Below are 15,127 nucleotides of genomic sequence, written 5' to 3'. Positions count from 1 at the left end.
CTACCTATCCCCTTAGAATACAAAGAGTATATTGAGATCATATCAACCTAGAATCAACGACTTAAAGGGCTGGAATAATACACTCAAAGCATTTCTCAATGAGAAAGTATACAGGAGGTGTCCTGCAAAGCATGCTGAGTTTTACTATAGTATTGTTCGCACATCGTTCCAATTATAGCTTTTGCAGGAAGAGGCTCTTGTCTTTAGTTTTTGGGGCATTCTTACTCGATCTATTGTGCTGCCACACGACTTTGAGTGCAAACCAAAGACTCACGGCAGGGACATATACGGCAGAGTTTGACTATGATGTCGTGGGTACTTTGGCCGCCGCTCGTTATGATGAAGTAGATATACTCTATAAGCTCCCAGATCGAATAGGCAATATCTATCCTGACCGCTTCGGTAAGGAAGCCACTTATGAGCGTGGCGGACGACGCAAGGAGGATAAGGAATGGACTTACCACTTTGATGGGGAGGGATTCCTGACGCAGCGCGTCTTTTCCGCTTTTTACCCCATCCGCACCAAGGAGGATTTATGATACAAATCGGCATCATCATGGGCAGCAACAGCGATTGGCCCGTTATGCGGCAGGCAGCGCAGTTTCTTGAAGAGTTCGGCGTAGAATATGAGGCGCGCGTCGTTTCCGCACACCGCACTCCGGATTTAATGTTCCAATACGCCGAAACCGCACGGGCGCGCGGCATCAAAGCCATCATCGCGGGTGCGGGCGGCGCGGCGCATTTACCCGGCATGGTTGCCGCCAAGACCACCGTCCCCGTTTTGGGCGTACCCGTCCCCAGTAAATACCTGCGCGGCGAAGATTCGCTTTTATCGATTGTACAAATGCCCAAAGGCGTACCTGTCGCCACATTCGCCATCGGCGAGGCAGGCGCGGCCAATGCGGCATTGTTTGCCGTTTCCATGCTGGCCAATGAAAATCCAGAACTGGCTCAAAAACTGGCAGACTTCCGAGCCAAACAGGAACAGGCTGTTTTGAATATGGAATTGGAACAGATTTAAAACCCGTCGTCCGCGAATACACAAATGCCGTCTGAAGCCCTGTTTCGGGTTTCAGACGGCATTTTTCCATCTTATTCCGCTGTTTCGGTCAGCGATGAGAACACTTCAAAATAAGTCGGGAAGGTTTTGTGGGTGCATTTCGGGTCGTTGATGACGACGGGTGCGCCCAACAGGGAAACCAGCGAGAAACACATCGCCATGCGGTGGTCGTCGTAAGTGTCGATGACGGCGTCGGGCGTCAGCGTTTCGGGCGGGGTGATGTGAATTGCTTCGGCTTCTTCGGCGACTTCCGCGCCAAGTTTGCGCAACTCGTTCACCATTGCGGCAATGCGGTCGGTTTCCTTGACGCGCCACGAACCGATATTGCGCAGCGTGCAGGTTTGCCCTGTGGCAAGTGCGACGATGGCGAGGGTCATGGCGGCATCGGGGATATGGTTCGCATCCAAATCAAAGGCTAGGACGGCACGTTCTTTCGGGCGCGAGACTTCGACGAAGTTTTCGCCCCACACCACGTCCGCCCCGATTTTTTCCAGCTCGCGGGCAAAGGCGACATCGCCCTGTATGCTGTTTGCACCAATGCCGGTAACGCGGACGGGCGTGGCGGCAATCAAACCGGCTGCGAGGAAGTAGGACGCGCTGGAGGCATCGCCTTCGACGTGCAAGTGTTCGGGCGCGTGGTAGTGCGCATCGGCGGGAATTTTGAAGACGCGGTAGTCTTCATTGGCAACCTGTACGCCGAATTGCGCCATCAGTTTCAAAGTGATGTCGATATAGGGCTTGGAAATCAACTCGCCGACCATACGGATTTCAAATGCCTGCCCGGTCAGCGGCAGCGCCATCAAGAGGGCAGTCAGAAACTGGCTGGACACATTGCCTTTAATCGGAATCACGCGTTCGCCGTTGTCTTGGCGTTCGCCGATATGAAGCGGCGGATAGTGTTCGTTGCCGAGATATTCGACATCGGCGCCGCCAATCCGCAGCGCATCGGCCAAATCGCCGATAGGGCGTTCGTGCATACGCGGCACGCCGTGCAGATGATAATCGCCGCCCAAAACAGCCAGCGCGGCGGTCAGCGGACGGAACGCGGTTCCCGCGTTGCCCAAAAACAAATCGGCAGAGCGGTTGGGGAAACGCCCACCTGTGCCGTGCACTTTCAGATGGCCTTCGGCAAGATATTCGATTTCAACGCCGAGTTTATCGAGTGCTTCCAACATACGGTCGGTATCGTCGGATTTGAGCAGGGAATGGATTTCGCAAGCATTGTCGGACAGGGCGGCGAGCAGCAGGGTGCGGTTGCTGATGCTTTTGGAGCCGGGCAGGGCGACGGTGGAAGGTTTGAGACGGGCGGCGGGGAGGCGGACGGATTCGGTCATGGCAAAACGTTAATATAGGGATAAAGACAGCCTGCATTATACTGGTGCAAATGCCGTCTGAAAAATCTCAGGTTTGGCATTTTCGGTTTTAAAGCCCGTAAATGTGGTTTTTTGTGCCGAAAATTGGTTATTTTTAAATTTTTTGTTTCTAAAATTTTTTTGCCGGCATATTTTCGGCTTTTGTTGCAGACATAGCGCGTTTGCCGACGGCACGGCACGATTGCCAATTTCATAGAATTTGGTAGAATAGCCGCTGTTCAACGACAGACAAGCCGCCGATTTTCCGGGCGGCTTGTATTTTTATTTTAATATCCGGACGCACAAAGCAAGACGGTACGCGGTATGCTTGCTGCCGCAAACCGGTGTGCCGGAATATGGAGAAAAAAGACCGATGCAAAAAATCCCCCTGACCGTACACGGTGCGGAATTGCTGAAACAGGAATTGCAGCAGCTCAAAAGCGTGGCGCGCCCCGAAGTGATCGAAGCGATTGCCGAAGCCAGATCGCACGGCGATTTGTCCGAAAACGCCGAATACGAAGCCGCCAAAGAACGCCAAGGTTTTATCGAGGGCCGCATTTCCGAGTTGGAACACAAACTTTCCGTTGCACACATCATCAATCCGACCGAAATCCACGCCGAAGGCAAAATCGTGTTCGGTACGACGGTTACGCTGGAAGATTTGGAAACGGAAGAACACGTTACCTACCAAATTGTCGGCGAAGACGAAGCCGACATCAAACAGGGCAAAATCTATGTCGGCTCTCCGATTGCACGCGCCCTAATCGGCAAGGAAGAAGGGGATACGGCGGAAGTTCAGGCTCCGGGCGGCGTACGCGAATACGACATTATCGAAGTCCGGTATATTTGATTCGGCGGTAAAATGCCGTCTGAAGCCCTGATTGGGCTTCAGGCGGCATTTTGCATGCGGCTTCCCCTTTTCATGCTTGGGTTAAACATGCTATATTTCCGAACCTTTTAAACTGTTTTCCACGAGGTGGCAAAATGAGCGAAACTGCTAAAATCAAAGTCAACGACCTGCCCGAAAATGCAGAAAAACCAAACGAAGAAGTCGAACTGCCCGTTGTCGATAACGACAAAAAAGGCGGACACAGCGAGGGCGGCTGCTGCGGTGCGTGCGGCGGTTGATTCGAATTTGTCAAATCGGGGCATCTGAAAAGTTTTGCAAAATTTTCAGGTGTCCTTTTTTATTTCCAAAGTAAATGAATGAAATAATGCGGGTAGAAGATTTATTTGACCATGGGCTTGTGGTAGATTCGGTACCGTATTTGATATGATTTTAACAAATCGGGAGGGGCAATGTTTTGGTATGTAGTCGGCTTTTTCGCCTTTATCGTTTCGCTGCTGTCGCTGTGGGTCAATGCCAGCGCATTCGGCATGCAGGAAGACGATACCCCCCAATCGGATTATGAAAGACGTTTGGGCTTGGGTGCAAAGCTGAAAAACAAAAATACGCCGGATACGGAAGAAAAGCAGCAATAAAGATATGAAATGCCGTCTGAAAGATTTTCAGACTGAAGCATGGGAGACAGTCAAACATTCATCTCATGCTCAAATGCGTTCAGGATTCGGCGTACTTCATCCGCATCCTTAACCGTTCGGACGCGGTCAAACAGCGTCTGCGCCGGGCCGGACGTTTTTTTCATCATCCCCAGCCATTGTTTAAGACGGGCGATCGGGTATTTATTGTTTGCCTCTTTTGCCAGGCATAAATCGAAAAAGAGCCGTATCCATTTGGAAATTTCGGCAAAATCGGTATCCGTAACGGGCAGGCCGCTTTCATACTGCTTGATTTGGCGCGCCAAATCGGGGCGGATGACCGCGCCTCGCCCCAGCATGACGCTGTTGCAGCCGCTGATTGTTTTGATGCCGATATAGTCTTGAAGGCTGAAGACATCGCCGTTGGCAGTAACGGGAATATTGACGGTATCGCGGATTTTGCGTATCCATTCCCAATGCGCCGGCGGTTCGTAACCCTCGGCTTTGGTACGCGCGTGTACGGTCAGTCCGCACGCGCCCCCTTCGGCAATCGCACAGGCGCATTCCAAAGCAGGGCTTTTGTCTTCATAGCCGAGCCGCATTTTCCCCGTCAGCGGAATATGTGCGGGCAAACGTTCGCGCATCGTTTTGACGATATGGAATATCAGTTGCGGCTCTTTTAAAAGGATTGCGCCGCCTTTGTGTTTGTTGACGGTGGGAGCGGGGCAGCCGAAGTTCAAATCGATTTTGTCCGCACCGAAGCGGACGGCTTCCAGCGCATTCGCCGCCATATTGTCCGCATCGCTGCCCAGAAGTTGGACGGTGCAGGGCGTGCCGACGGGCGTTTTGTTCCCGTTGGCGATTTCGGGGATATATTTTAACCATGTGGCGCGGGAATGCACGGTATGGGTAATGCGTACAAATTCGCTGACGCATTCGTCGTAGCCTCCTATCCGCGTCAGCAGGTCGCGCATCACATCATCTATCAACCCCTGCATAGGGGCTAGGATGATTCGGTTTTTTTGTTTGGGTTCGTTTGTTTGTCCGTCAATCATGATTTGGGTAGGTATTGGGTTTAAACAATGCCGTCTGAAGGCTTTCGGCGTTCAGACGGCATTTCCGTGTCCGTTGTTACAGCAACACTTTCTCTACGCCGCCGTTGTTGGCTTTTTTCACAAACTCATCCAGCCAGTTTTCGCCGAGGATGTGTTTCGCCATTTCGATGACGATGTAGTCGGCAGGCATATTATTGTCGTCGGCATAGCGGCTCAAGCCTTGCAGGCAGGCGGGGCAGGAGGTGAGCATTTTGACGGGTTCGCCCTGCGGCAGCTCTTTGAGGTTTTTCTCGATTTCTTCCTGTTTGCGGAATTTGACCTGGGTGGCGATGTCGGGGCGTTTGACGGCGAACATGCCGGATTCGCCGCAGCAGCGGTCGCTTAAGACGACTTTCTGCCCCATCAGGCTGCTTGCCATTTGGGTGGCGTTCATGATTTTAATCGGTGTGTGGCAAGGGTCGTGGTAGAGGTATTGCTGACCTTTCACGCCGTCGAGTTTCACGCCTTTTTCGAGCAGGTATTCGTGGATGTCGATGATTCGGCAGCCGGGGAAGATTTCTTCAAAGCGGTATTTTTCGAGCTGGTCGTAACAAGTGCCGCAACTGACGACGACGGTTTTGATGTCGAGGTAGTTGAGGGTGTTCGCCATACGGTGGAAAGCGACGCGGTTGTTGGTGCTCATTTCTTCGGCTTTTGCCTTGTTGCCGCCCGCGTCCTGCGGATAGCCGCAACACATATAGCCCGGCGGCAGGACGGTTTGTACGCCGACGTGCCAGAGCATGGCTTGGACGGCGAGTCCGATTTGGCTGAACAAACGCTCGGAACCGCAGCCGGGGAAGTAGAACACGGCTTCGGCATCTTCGGGCGCGGCGGGGTTGCGGATGATGGGGATACTTTTGTCGTCTTCGATGCCGAGCATGGAGCGCGGAGTTTTGGCGGGTACGTTTTTGGGCAGCGGGCGGTTGATGAAATGGATAACCTGTTCTTTAATCGGGGCTTTGCCGACGGTTGCCTTGGGTTCGGCTTTTTGCTTTTTCGTGCCGATCGGAAGGAGCTTGCCGATTTTGTAGGCAAAGTTTTGCGCGGGGAAGCCGGTCTGTATCATCGCGGCGCGCAGGGCTTTGATGGTTTTCGGGCCGGTGGCGTTCAAAAACGCCATACCCATTGAAGCCGCAGGCGCGAAGCGTTTGTGGCCGGAATTGGCAAGGTAGTTGCGGATGGCTACGGTTACGTCGCCGAAGTCGATGTTGACGGGGCAGGGTTTGACGCAGCGGTGGCACACGGTGCAGTGGTCGCCGATGTCCATCAGTTCTTCAAAATGTTTGACGGAAACGCCGCGCCGGGTTTGTTCTTCGTATAAGAAGGCTTCGGTCAACAGCCCCACGCCGAGGATTTTGTTGCGCGGGCTGTACAGCAGGTTGGCACGCGGGACGTGGGTGGAGCAGACGGGTTTGCATTTGCCGCAGCGCAGACAGTCTTTGACGGAATCGGCAATCGTGCCGAGGTCTGATTTTTCCATAATCAGCGATTCCGCGCCCAACAGCTCGAAAGACGGCGTGTAGGCGTTGCGCAGGTCCGAGCCTTTCATCAGTTTGTGGCGGTTGAAGGTGTGTTTGGGGTCGACTTGGTTTTTGTAGTCCCAAAACGGCTGCAAGTCTTCATCGGTCAGAAATTCGAGCTTGGTAATGCCGATGCCGTGTTCGCCCGAAATCACGCCGCCGAGCGAACGGGCGATTTTCATAATGCGTTCCACAGAACGGTAGGCCGTCTGAAGCATTTCGGCATCGTCTGAGTTAACCGGAATATTGGTATGAACGTTACCGTCGCCGGCGTGCATATGCAGGGCGACGAAGACGCGGCTGCGTACGGTTTTGGCGTGGATTTTGCCCAAACCTTGGATAATCTTGGTATCGGTTTTGCCGCTGAAGATTTCAGAAAGCGGCTTCATTACGTCTGCTTTGACAGACACGCGCAGGCGGAAATCGCGGAAGGCAATGAAGCAGCTTTCATTGTCTTTGGCTTCGGGCGCGGCGTGGACGGCTGCGCCATAGCGTGCTTTATAGTCGGCAAGCGGCGCGTCCAAATGGGCGAGCAGCCAGTCCCAACGTGCTTTGACGGCGGAAACGTGGGCTAGGGCGTGTTTGCCGCGTTCGCCCAACAGTTCGGCGGTTGGCAGGTCTGTTCCCATTTTGTCGATGGGGAGTTTGCCCGAAAGATATTGCTCCAAGGCGGCACAGAGTTTGAGTTTGTTTTGGATAGAAAGCTCAATGTTGATGCGTTCGATGCCGTCTGAATACTCGCCCAGCCGCTCCAGCGGAATCACCACGTCTTCGTTGATTTTAAAGGCGTTGGTATGTTTGGCGATGGCGGCGGTGCGGCTGCGGTCGAGCCAGAAGGTTTTGCGGGCTTCGGGCGACACGGCGATAAAGCCTTCGCCGTCGCGGGCGCGTGCGAGTTCGCAGATGTGTTCGGCGGCTGCCTCTACGGCGGCTTCGTCGTCGGAAACCACGTCCGCCAGCAAGACCATTTTCGGACGTCCTTTGCCTGCCGCTTTGGTGGCGTAGCCGACGGCGCGGACATAACGCCAGTCCAAATGCTCCAAACCCGCCAGCCGCACGCTGTCGTGGGCGAGCAGGAAATCGCGGATTTCGACGATAGAAGGCGTAGCGGTGGCGACCGTGCCGAAAAACTCCATACACACGGTGAGCGTGTATTTCGGCATTTTGTGCAACACGAAGGCGACGCTGGTGATGATGCCGTCCGTGCCTTCTTTTTGCACGCCGGGCAGGCCGCTCAAGAATTTGTCGGTAACGTCTTTGCCCAAACCAACTTTGCGGAATTTGTGGCCGGGGATTTCCAAACGTTCGGTTTTAACGATATTGAGGCCGTCTGAATCCAGCGTATGAACGTCGAACACGGCGGTTTCTTCGTCGTGGATTTTGCCGAAATTGTGGCGCACGCGCTCGATGCGTAGCCATTCGCCCTGCGGGTTGACCATCTGCCAGTAGGCGAGGTTGTCCAACGCCGTCCCCCACAGCACGGCTTTTTTACCGCCTGCGTTCATCGCCACATTACCGCCCACGCATGACGCATCGGCGGAAGTCGGATCGACGGCGAACACCAAACCTGCCTGATGCGCGGTTTCTTCCACTCGGCGGGTTACTACGCCTGCGCCGCAATGGATAATCGGATGTTTGCCGTCCAAGCCTGCCAGCTCAACGTATTCAACACCGCGATGCTTGTCGAGTTTTTCGGTATTGATGACTGCGCTGTTTGCGTCCAAAGGTACCGCGCCGCCGGTATAACCCGTGCCGCCGCCGCGCGGAATAATGACCAAATCCAGCTCGATTAAGGCGCGCACCAAAGGCGCGATTTCCGCCTCCGTGTCGGGATTGACGACGACAAACGGATACTCCACGCGCCAGTCGGTTGCATCGGTAACGTGGGTTACCCGCGCCAGCCCGTCGAACATAATATTGTGCGGTTTGGTGATTTTGCTCAAACGCTCCAAAATTTGATGGCGTTTTTGGCTGGTTTCATCAAAACTGCTATCAAAACGCTCGACTGCTTTTTCTGCTGCGGCAACCAACACATCGACTTGCCGATTATCGTCGCGGCGTTTGCGGATTTCGTTCAAACGGTGGCGCATTTCCCGCACCAGCGCGGCGCGGCGTTTCGGATGCTCCAGTAAGTCATCGACCAGATACGGATTGCGCACGACCACCCAAATATCGCCCAACACTTCAAACAGCATCCGTGCCGAACGTCCTGTTTTGCGTTGACCGCGCAAGTCCTGCAGAATCTGCCACGCTTCGTCGCCCAACAGGCGGATGACGATTTCGCGATCGGTATAAGAAGTATAGTTATAGGGAATTTCCCGAATACGCTGCGGTGCGGTAGTCGTGGTCATGGTGTGTCCGTGTTTGGTAGTTTTTATTTGAATGCCGTCTGAAAAGTCGGTTTCAGGCGGGTTTGAAAAGGCGATAATGTAGTTCAATTTTTGATATTTTTCAATGCCGAAACAGGAAATACCCTTATAGAAACAAAATAACGCTTTGAGAAATTGTTGACAATATTATCAAATATAAATTTTAGGTGGTGTTTCCGGCGTATGACCGTATCAAAACGGTTGAGTTTTTCAGAAAACCCGTTATAATGCCGTTTCTCTGAGGCGGGTCTCCCCGCATGGCAAGTCGGAACACCGGGTCAGGGGCGGAAGCCAGCAGCCCACTCCGATGCGCCAGTGCCGGAGGTTTGGCTCGCCACCCTATTTGAAACGCCGGAGCTTCGATGTTCCGGCGTTCCCGTATTGCACCGATGCCGTCTGAAAGCCGTTCAGACGGCATTTTCTTTACTTTGCCATAACGCATCATTACAATGTATCCATACAGGCCAATGAAGAATCGGCTTCATAAAAATGAAGTATGGTTCAATTTCAAGTTTATGACGAACAGGGCAGTTTGATTAAAGACTAAAGGAGTAGGCAAATGAAAAAACTTCTAATGATAACCCTCACCGGTATGCTTGCAGCTTGCGCAACAGGTGTCAATGTAGGTCGGTTGATGGTTGAAATGCCGCAGGGAGAACGCTCTGTCGTTGTGCAGGTTCCCGCGACAAATAACCCGCTTTCCGATGCAATGGCTGTCGGAATGATTAAAACATCTGGATCGCCTTCGGCATCAAATATGATTGAAATGCTCGGCGCGGACAATATCAACGTCGGCGTGGTGGGAAGCAGCCAAATGCTTAATAAGGCGACCGCACTTTATTCCTTAAACTATGCAAAGAAAGTCGGAAACAATGTCAGTGTCTATATGATGGGCGACAGCGAAAGCGACAAGGCCGATTTGGAAAACGCGGCAAATGCCAAAAATATTAAATTACATTATTTCTTTAACCAAAAATAATTTGCAGCGTGCAACTTGCCGCACCAAAATATCCAAATTGAACATACGGCGGCGTACCGGGATTTGCGCCGCCGCTTATCCCGATAGGAGAGTACCGTGAACGCCTCGCAATTAATCAGCAGCCTGACCCAAACCGTCGGCGAAAAATACATCATCACCGACCCCGCGAAAACCGAACAATACCGCCAAGGCTACCGCTTCGGCGAGGGTAAGGCGTTGGCGGTGGTGCGCCCCGGAACCATTCTGGAAATGTGGAAAATTCTGCAGGCGTGCGTCGAAGCAGACGTGATTGTGATTACGCAGGCGGCGAATACCGGACTGACCGGCGGCTCGACCCCCGACGGCAATGATTACGACCGCGACATCGTGATTGTGAACACCATGCGGATGAACATCATCCAAACCATCAACAACAACGAACAAGTCGTCTGCCTGCCCGGTTCGACCCTGAACCAACTCGAACTGCTGCTGAAACCCTTGGGGCGCGAACCGCATTCGGTCATCGGCTCATCCTGCATCGGCGCGTCCGTCTTGGGCGGCGTGTGCAATAACTCCGGCGGCGCGTTGGTACAGCGCGGCCCGGCCTACACCGAAATGGCGTTGTTTGCCCAAATCAACGAAGAGGGCAGGTTGGAACTGGTCAACCACTTGGGCATAGACTTGGGCGATACGCCCGAAGAAATCCTGACCAATCTTCAAGGTCATCATTATCAAAACAAAGACATTACGCAAGATGCTGGCAAAGGACACGACCACGCCTATTGCGAACACGTCCGCCAAGTGGACGAACCGACCGCCGCGCGTTTCAATGCAGACCCCGCGCGCCATTACGAAGCCTCGGGCTGCGCGGGCAAACTGATGGTTTTTGCCGTCCGTTTGGACACCTTCCCGCAAGAAAAACAAACCGCCGTGTTCTACATCGGCACGAACGACATCAACGAGCTGACCGACATCCGCCGCGCCGCCTTGGGCGAATTTGAAAGCCTGCCCGTTTCTGGCGAATACATCCACCGCCACGCTTTCGACATTGCCGACGTGTACGGCAAAGACACGTTTTACGTCATCAAAAAATTCGGTACGCACCAACTGCCGAAATTATTTGACTTGAAGGCACGCGTGGATCGATTCGGCAAAAAAGTCAGTTTCCTGCCCAAACATTTTTCCGACAAGGCAATGCAGTTCGTCAGCAAATTCCTGCCCGACCACCTGCCCAAATCCATGCGCGATTACCGCGACAAATACGAACACCACCTGATTCTGAAAATGGGCGGAAAAGGCGTAGATGAAGCGCGCGCGTTCTTAAAAGAATATTTTGCACACCACGGCGGCGCGTTTTTCGAGTGCAACGCCGAAGAAACCCAAGCCGCGATGCTGCACCGTTTCGCCGTCGCCTCCGCCGCCATCCGCTACCGTTCCGTGCACGACGACGAAGTGGAGGACTTGGTAGCGCTCGACATCGCCCTGCGCCGCGACGACCGCGACTGGTTTGAAAAACTGCCGTCGGAAATCGACAATAAAATCATCCATAAATTGTATTACGGGCATTTTATGTGCCACGTTTTCCATCAGGATTACATCATCAAAAAAGGCAACGACTGCATGGCGTTGGAACACGAAATGCTGCATCTCTTAGACCAACGCGGCGCGCAATATCCCGCCGAACACAATGTTGGTCATTTGTACGAAGCCAAGCCCGCGCTCAAACAGTTTTACCGCAAACTCGACCCGACCAACAGCTTCAACCCGGGTATCGGCAAAACCAGCAAAAAGAAAAACTGGGCGGAATAAGCGCGTCCGCTTTGAAGGCAGGCAATGCCGTCTGAAGGCAAAACACCGTTCAGACGGCATTGTCGGGTCTGCCTTCCCTGACGGGCAACCGTGTTCAAGCCGTATATCGGCACACGGGCGCAACCTTCCGGCAGCCGCGCCCGACTCTGCCCGAAGGCAGGTTTGAAGCATTAAGGAAACACGATGAAACCATACAAAATCTACACCCATCCCGCCCTGCCGCCCCAAGCCGTCAAACAAGGCTGGTCATGGCCGGGGCTCTTGTTCGGCACGCTGTGGGCGTGTTTCAAAAGAATGTGGGGTTTGGGGCTGGGGCTGACGGGCGCGATGTTCGTGCTGGCGGTGTTTGCCCAACTGGTTTACGGCGACACGCCCGCCACAGACTCGGCGTTTAACGTATTGGGCTTGGCGGTTTCCGTCTGGTTCGGCGCAAAGGGCAACAGCCTTTATGCACGCCACCTTTTATCGCGCGGCTATACCGAATTGCCCGAAACAGTCGAAGCCGCCAACCCCCAAGCCGCATTGGCGCAATATTTCGGGCGCGGGCGCGGCTAGGCGCGTTTCCCCGCTATGCCGTCTGAAAGGCTTCAGACGGCATTCCTTATAACTTTTCGTTTGCAGCACATAACCAATCAGTCTTTCCTATTCCGTTCCGAAATGCGTACTATGCGCCCGTCCCCAATATTTGCGAACAAGGAAAGAAAATGGCACGTTTAACCGTACACACCCTCGAAACCGCCCCCGAAGCCGCCAAAGCACGCGTCGAGGCGGTACTCAAAAACAACGGCTTCATCCCCAACCTCATCGGCGTATTGGCAAACGCCCCCGAAGCCTTGGCGTTTTACCAAGAAGTCGGCAAGCTCAACGCCGCCAACAGCCTGACCGCCGGCGAAATCGAAGTCATCCAGATCATCGCCGCCCGCACCAACCAATGCGGCTTTTGCGTGGCAGGGCACACCAAACTCGCAACCCTGAAAAAACTCCTTTCCGAACAATCCCTCAAAGCCGCCCGCGCTTTGGCGGCAGGCGAATTTGACGATGCCAAACTCGGCGCGCTCGCCGCCTTCACCCAAGCCGTAATGGCGAAAAAAGGCGCGGTATCCGACGACGAACTCAAAGCATTTTTCGATGCGGGCTACAACCAGCAGCAGGCAGTCGAAGTCGTGATGGGCGTAGCCTTGGCAACCCTGTGCAACTACGTCAACAACCTCGGACAAACCGAAATTAACCCCGAATTGCAGGCCTATGCCTGATACGGCAAACCGCCCGAATATCGGGCGGTTTTTCAAAAACACCCCCTCAAACAAAAACAAGCCGCCCAAGCGGCAGGGGAAGCAGCCGCCCATCAGCCGCGCCCCCGATTCCCCCGCAAACCTTAAGGAACAAAGATGAACGCCCAAACCCTGATTGCCAACGTTGCCGAACTCGTCAAAACCAAGCTCAAACCCATAGTGGACGACATCGACCGCAAAGGATACTACCCCGAAGCATTTATGCGCGAACTCGGCGCAATCGGCGGATATGCCTCGGTCGGCACACAAGAAGAAGGCGGCAACGGCTTAGGTTTGGCAACGCAAATCGCCGTATTGCGCGAAATCGGCAAAGAATGCGGCGCAACCTCCTTCAGCGCGTGGTGTCAGGCGGCTTGCGCGTGGTATCTGCACCAAACGCCCAACCAAGCCGTCAAAGACAAATACCTTGCCGACATCCTGCAAGGCAAAGTATTGGCGGGCACCGGAATGTCCAATACCGTCAAACACCTTGCCGGTATTGAAAAACACAACCTCCAAGCCGAACGCGTGGACGGCGGCTACAAAGTCAACGGCGCGCTGCCGTGGGTGTCCAATATCGGCGAAGACCACATCTGGGCAAATACCGCCCAAATCGGCGGCGGTTACGTTATGTTTATCACAGGCGGACAATGGGAAGGCGTAAGCCTGCAAAACTGCCCCGAATTTTGCGCCCTCGAAGGCACGCGCACCTTCAGCCTGAACTTCAAAGACGTATTTATCCCCGATGAAGACATCATCGCCGCGCCCGAACAGTTTGCCGATTATATCCAAAGCATCAAAGCAGGCTTCATCCTGCTGCAAATCGGCATCGGCGCGGGCGTGATTGAGGGCAGCCTCGGCATCATCCGCCTCGCCAACGTCGTCAACGCCGAAGTCAACAGCTACCTCGACGACGGCTACGACAGCCTCAAAGCAAGGCTGGACGGCGCGTGGGCAGAAACCGAACGGCTTGCCGGATTGGCGTGGGACAACACGCCCGACAACCTCGCCACCCTCAAGCTGCGCGAAGCCGCCGCCGTACTGGCTCTTGCCGCCGCGCAATCCGCCGCCCTGCATTCCGGCGCGAAAGGCTACCTGATGCGCAGTCCCGCCCAAAGGCGCGTCCGCGAAGCGATGTTCGTTGCCATCGTAACCCCCGCAATCAAACACCTACGCAAAGAAATAGCGGCAATCGAAGCCGCAAAATAAACAGGCGGAAAATGCCGAAACCCCCACCGCGTCATTCCCGCGAAAGCGGAAATCCAGCCCCCAACGCAACAGGAATCCATCGGAAAAAACAGAAACCCCCAAACCGTCATTCCCGCAAAAGCGGGAATCCAGCAAACGAAAAATCACAGGAATCCATCGGAAAAAACAGAAACCCCAAAACCGTCATTCCCGCAAAAGCGGGAATCCAGTAATCGAAAAACCACAGGAATCTATCGGAAAAACAGAAACCAAACAGACTAGATTCCCGCCTGCGCGGGAATGACGCGGGAGCGGGGGTCGTCATTCCCGCAAAAGCGGGAATCCAGCCCCCTAACGCAACAGGAATCCATCGAAAAAACCGAAACCTCCAAACCGTCATTCCCACGGAAGTGGGAATCCAGTAATCGAAAAACCACAGGAATCTATCGAAAAAAACAACCCCAAAAAAACCGGGCGGATACCGCACCATCCTTCCAAACCCTGATTTATAGCGGATGAACAAAAATCAGGGCAAGGCGGCGAAGTCGCAGACAGTACAAATAGTACGGGTGCTTCAGTACTTTAGAGAATCGTTCTCTTTGAGCTAAGGCGAGGCAACGCCGTACCGGTTTTTGTTAACCCACTATACAAAAAACAAGGAAACACAAATGGCGCAATATATGTGCGGCCCCTGCGGCTGGATTTACGATGAAGAACACGGCGACCCCGAACACGGCATCGCCCCCGGGACAAAGTTTGAAGACATTCCCGACGACTGGAAATGCCCCGAATGCGGCGTAGGCAAAGAAGATTTCTACCTGTTGGATTTCGTGATATAGCGGCAGCCGTACCCTTAGGGAAAACCCCGTTATCCGGCGTTCCGCCTGCGGCGGCAGGGAACGCCGTTTTATAGTGGATTAACAAAAATCAGGACAAGGCGACGAAGCCGCAGACAGTACAGAACCGATTCACTTGGTGCTTCAGCACCTTAGAGAATCGTTCTCTTTGAGCTAAGGCGAGGCAACGC

14 protein-coding genes and 1 other RNA gene are annotated in these 15,127 nt (G+C 53.9%); 12 read left to right on the top strand and 3 right to left on the bottom strand.

Annotation, left to right across the window (positions count from 1 at the left end; all coding sequences use genetic code 11):
- Nucleotides 1–197 precede the first annotated feature (197 nt).
- Nucleotides 198–539, top strand: coding sequence for a hypothetical protein (locus tag Q9J80_RS10445; RefSeq protein WP_127206988.1), 342 nt, complete (start codon nucleotides 198–200; stop codon nucleotides 537–539).
- Nucleotides 536–1,021 (top strand): 5-(carboxyamino)imidazole ribonucleotide mutase, encoded by a 486-nt coding sequence (gene purE, locus Q9J80_RS10440; protein ID WP_118013270.1) that lies wholly within the window; start codon nucleotides 536–538, stop codon nucleotides 1,019–1,021. The genes Q9J80_RS10445 and purE overlap by 4 nt, the downstream gene beginning before the upstream one ends.
- Nucleotides 1,022–1,092: 71 nt before the next feature.
- Here the strand turns inward: purE and aroA are convergent, their stop codons facing one another.
- Nucleotides 1,093–2,394, bottom strand: a complete 1,302-nt coding sequence (gene aroA / locus Q9J80_RS10435; RefSeq protein WP_304671705.1) for a 3-phosphoshikimate 1-carboxyvinyltransferase — start codon at nucleotides 2,392–2,394, stop codon at nucleotides 1,093–1,095.
- 391 nt (nucleotides 2,395–2,785) lie between these two features.
- On the opposite strand from aroA, the gene greA reads away from it, so the two are divergent.
- The 3 genes from greA to Q9J80_RS10420 all read left to right on the top strand — a co-directional run bounded on the left by greA (nucleotide 2,786) and on the right by Q9J80_RS10420 (nucleotide 3,894).
- Nucleotides 2,786–3,262 (top strand): transcription elongation factor GreA, encoded by a 477-nt coding sequence (gene greA / locus Q9J80_RS10430; RefSeq protein ID WP_304671704.1) that lies wholly within the window; start codon nucleotides 2,786–2,788, stop codon nucleotides 3,260–3,262.
- Nucleotides 3,263–3,396: 134 nt separating this feature from the next.
- Nucleotides 3,397–3,540: a hypothetical protein gene (locus Q9J80_RS10425; RefSeq protein ID WP_301668196.1), complete on the top strand. Its 144-nt coding sequence runs from the start codon at nucleotides 3,397–3,399 to the stop codon at nucleotides 3,538–3,540.
- Nucleotides 3,541–3,711: 171 nt separating this feature from the next.
- Nucleotides 3,712–3,894: a hypothetical protein gene (locus Q9J80_RS10420; RefSeq protein ID WP_003674521.1), complete on the top strand. Its 183-nt coding sequence runs from the start codon at nucleotides 3,712–3,714 to the stop codon at nucleotides 3,892–3,894.
- A 50-nt stretch (nucleotides 3,895–3,944) separates the two neighbouring features.
- Here Q9J80_RS10420 and Q9J80_RS10415 read toward each other — a convergent pair whose 3' ends face one another.
- Nucleotides 3,945–4,946, bottom strand: coding sequence for a tRNA dihydrouridine synthase (locus Q9J80_RS10415; protein ID WP_304671702.1), 1,002 nt, complete (start codon nucleotides 4,944–4,946; stop codon nucleotides 3,945–3,947).
- 76 nt (nucleotides 4,947–5,022) lie between these two features.
- Entirely contained in the window at nucleotides 5,023–8,856 is a 3,834-nt protein-coding gene (locus Q9J80_RS10410; protein WP_301672893.1) for a DUF3683 domain-containing protein, read from the bottom strand.
- Between the two features lie 260 nt (nucleotides 8,857–9,116).
- Between Q9J80_RS10410 and ffs the strand changes: the two genes are divergently transcribed.
- From ffs to Q9J80_RS10375, 7 genes are all read left to right on the top strand, one after another.
- Nucleotides 9,117–9,213: signal recognition particle sRNA small type (gene ffs, locus Q9J80_RS10405), an RNA gene on the top strand.
- A gap of 220 nt (nucleotides 9,214–9,433) precedes the next feature.
- Entirely contained in the window at nucleotides 9,434–9,853 is a 420-nt protein-coding gene (locus Q9J80_RS10400) for a hypothetical protein (protein ID WP_301672889.1), read from the top strand.
- Between the two features lie 96 nt (nucleotides 9,854–9,949).
- A complete protein-coding gene (gene dld, locus Q9J80_RS10395; RefSeq protein WP_304672871.1) occupies nucleotides 9,950–11,641 on the top strand; it encodes a D-lactate dehydrogenase in 1,692 nt (563 codons plus the stop codon).
- A gap of 183 nt (nucleotides 11,642–11,824) precedes the next feature.
- Nucleotides 11,825–12,196 carry a DUF2628 domain-containing protein gene (locus Q9J80_RS10390; RefSeq protein ID WP_304674180.1) on the top strand — a complete coding sequence of 124 codons (372 nt, stop codon included), beginning with the start codon at nucleotides 11,825–11,827 and terminating at the stop codon, nucleotides 12,194–12,196.
- A gap of 149 nt (nucleotides 12,197–12,345) precedes the next feature.
- Nucleotides 12,346–12,894, top strand: coding sequence for a carboxymuconolactone decarboxylase family protein (locus Q9J80_RS10385; RefSeq protein ID WP_301911986.1), 549 nt, complete (start codon nucleotides 12,346–12,348; stop codon nucleotides 12,892–12,894).
- Between the two features lie 135 nt (nucleotides 12,895–13,029).
- Nucleotides 13,030–14,121: an acyl-CoA dehydrogenase family protein gene (locus Q9J80_RS10380; RefSeq protein WP_301911985.1), complete on the top strand. Its 1,092-nt coding sequence runs from the start codon at nucleotides 13,030–13,032 to the stop codon at nucleotides 14,119–14,121.
- 647 nt (nucleotides 14,122–14,768) lie between these two features.
- Nucleotides 14,769–14,939, top strand: coding sequence for a rubredoxin (locus tag Q9J80_RS10375; protein ID WP_002217326.1), 171 nt, complete (start codon nucleotides 14,769–14,771; stop codon nucleotides 14,937–14,939).
- Nucleotides 14,940–15,127: the final 188 nt, after the last annotated feature.

Source organism: Neisseria blantyrii (assembly GCF_962747855.1).
Lineage (GTDB): Bacteria > Pseudomonadota > Gammaproteobacteria > Burkholderiales > Neisseriaceae > Neisseria > Neisseria viridiae.
This window is presented reverse-complemented; position numbering and strand designations above follow the sequence as displayed.

Coding starts and splice junctions, on each gene's coding strand:
- Q9J80_RS10390 (WP_304674180.1), top strand. CDS start 11,825: ATGAAACCATACAAAATCTACACCCATCCCGCCCTGCCGCCCCAAGCC.
- Q9J80_RS10380 (WP_301911985.1), top strand. CDS start 13,030: ATGAACGCCCAAACCCTGATTGCCAACGTTGCCGAACTCGTCAAAACC.
- greA (WP_304671704.1), top strand. CDS start 2,786: ATGCAAAAAATCCCCCTGACCGTACACGGTGCGGAATTGCTGAAACAG.
- Q9J80_RS10400 (WP_301672889.1), top strand. CDS start 9,434: ATGAAAAAACTTCTAATGATAACCCTCACCGGTATGCTTGCAGCTTGC.
- Q9J80_RS10385 (WP_301911986.1), top strand. CDS start 12,346: ATGGCACGTTTAACCGTACACACCCTCGAAACCGCCCCCGAAGCCGCC.
- Q9J80_RS10425 (WP_301668196.1), top strand. CDS start 3,397: ATGAGCGAAACTGCTAAAATCAAAGTCAACGACCTGCCCGAAAATGCA.
- Q9J80_RS10415 (WP_304671702.1), bottom strand. CDS start 4,946: ATGATTGACGGACAAACAAACGAACCCAAACAAAAAAACCGAATCATC.
- Q9J80_RS10410 (WP_301672893.1), bottom strand. CDS start 8,856: ATGACCACGACTACCGCACCGCAGCGTATTCGGGAAATTCCCTATAAC.
- Q9J80_RS10420 (WP_003674521.1), top strand. CDS start 3,712: ATGTTTTGGTATGTAGTCGGCTTTTTCGCCTTTATCGTTTCGCTGCTG.
- Q9J80_RS10375 (WP_002217326.1), top strand. CDS start 14,769: ATGGCGCAATATATGTGCGGCCCCTGCGGCTGGATTTACGATGAAGAA.
- aroA (WP_304671705.1), bottom strand. CDS start 2,394: ATGACCGAATCCGTCCGCCTCCCCGCCGCCCGTCTCAAACCTTCCACC.
- purE (WP_118013270.1), top strand. CDS start 536: ATGATACAAATCGGCATCATCATGGGCAGCAACAGCGATTGGCCCGTT.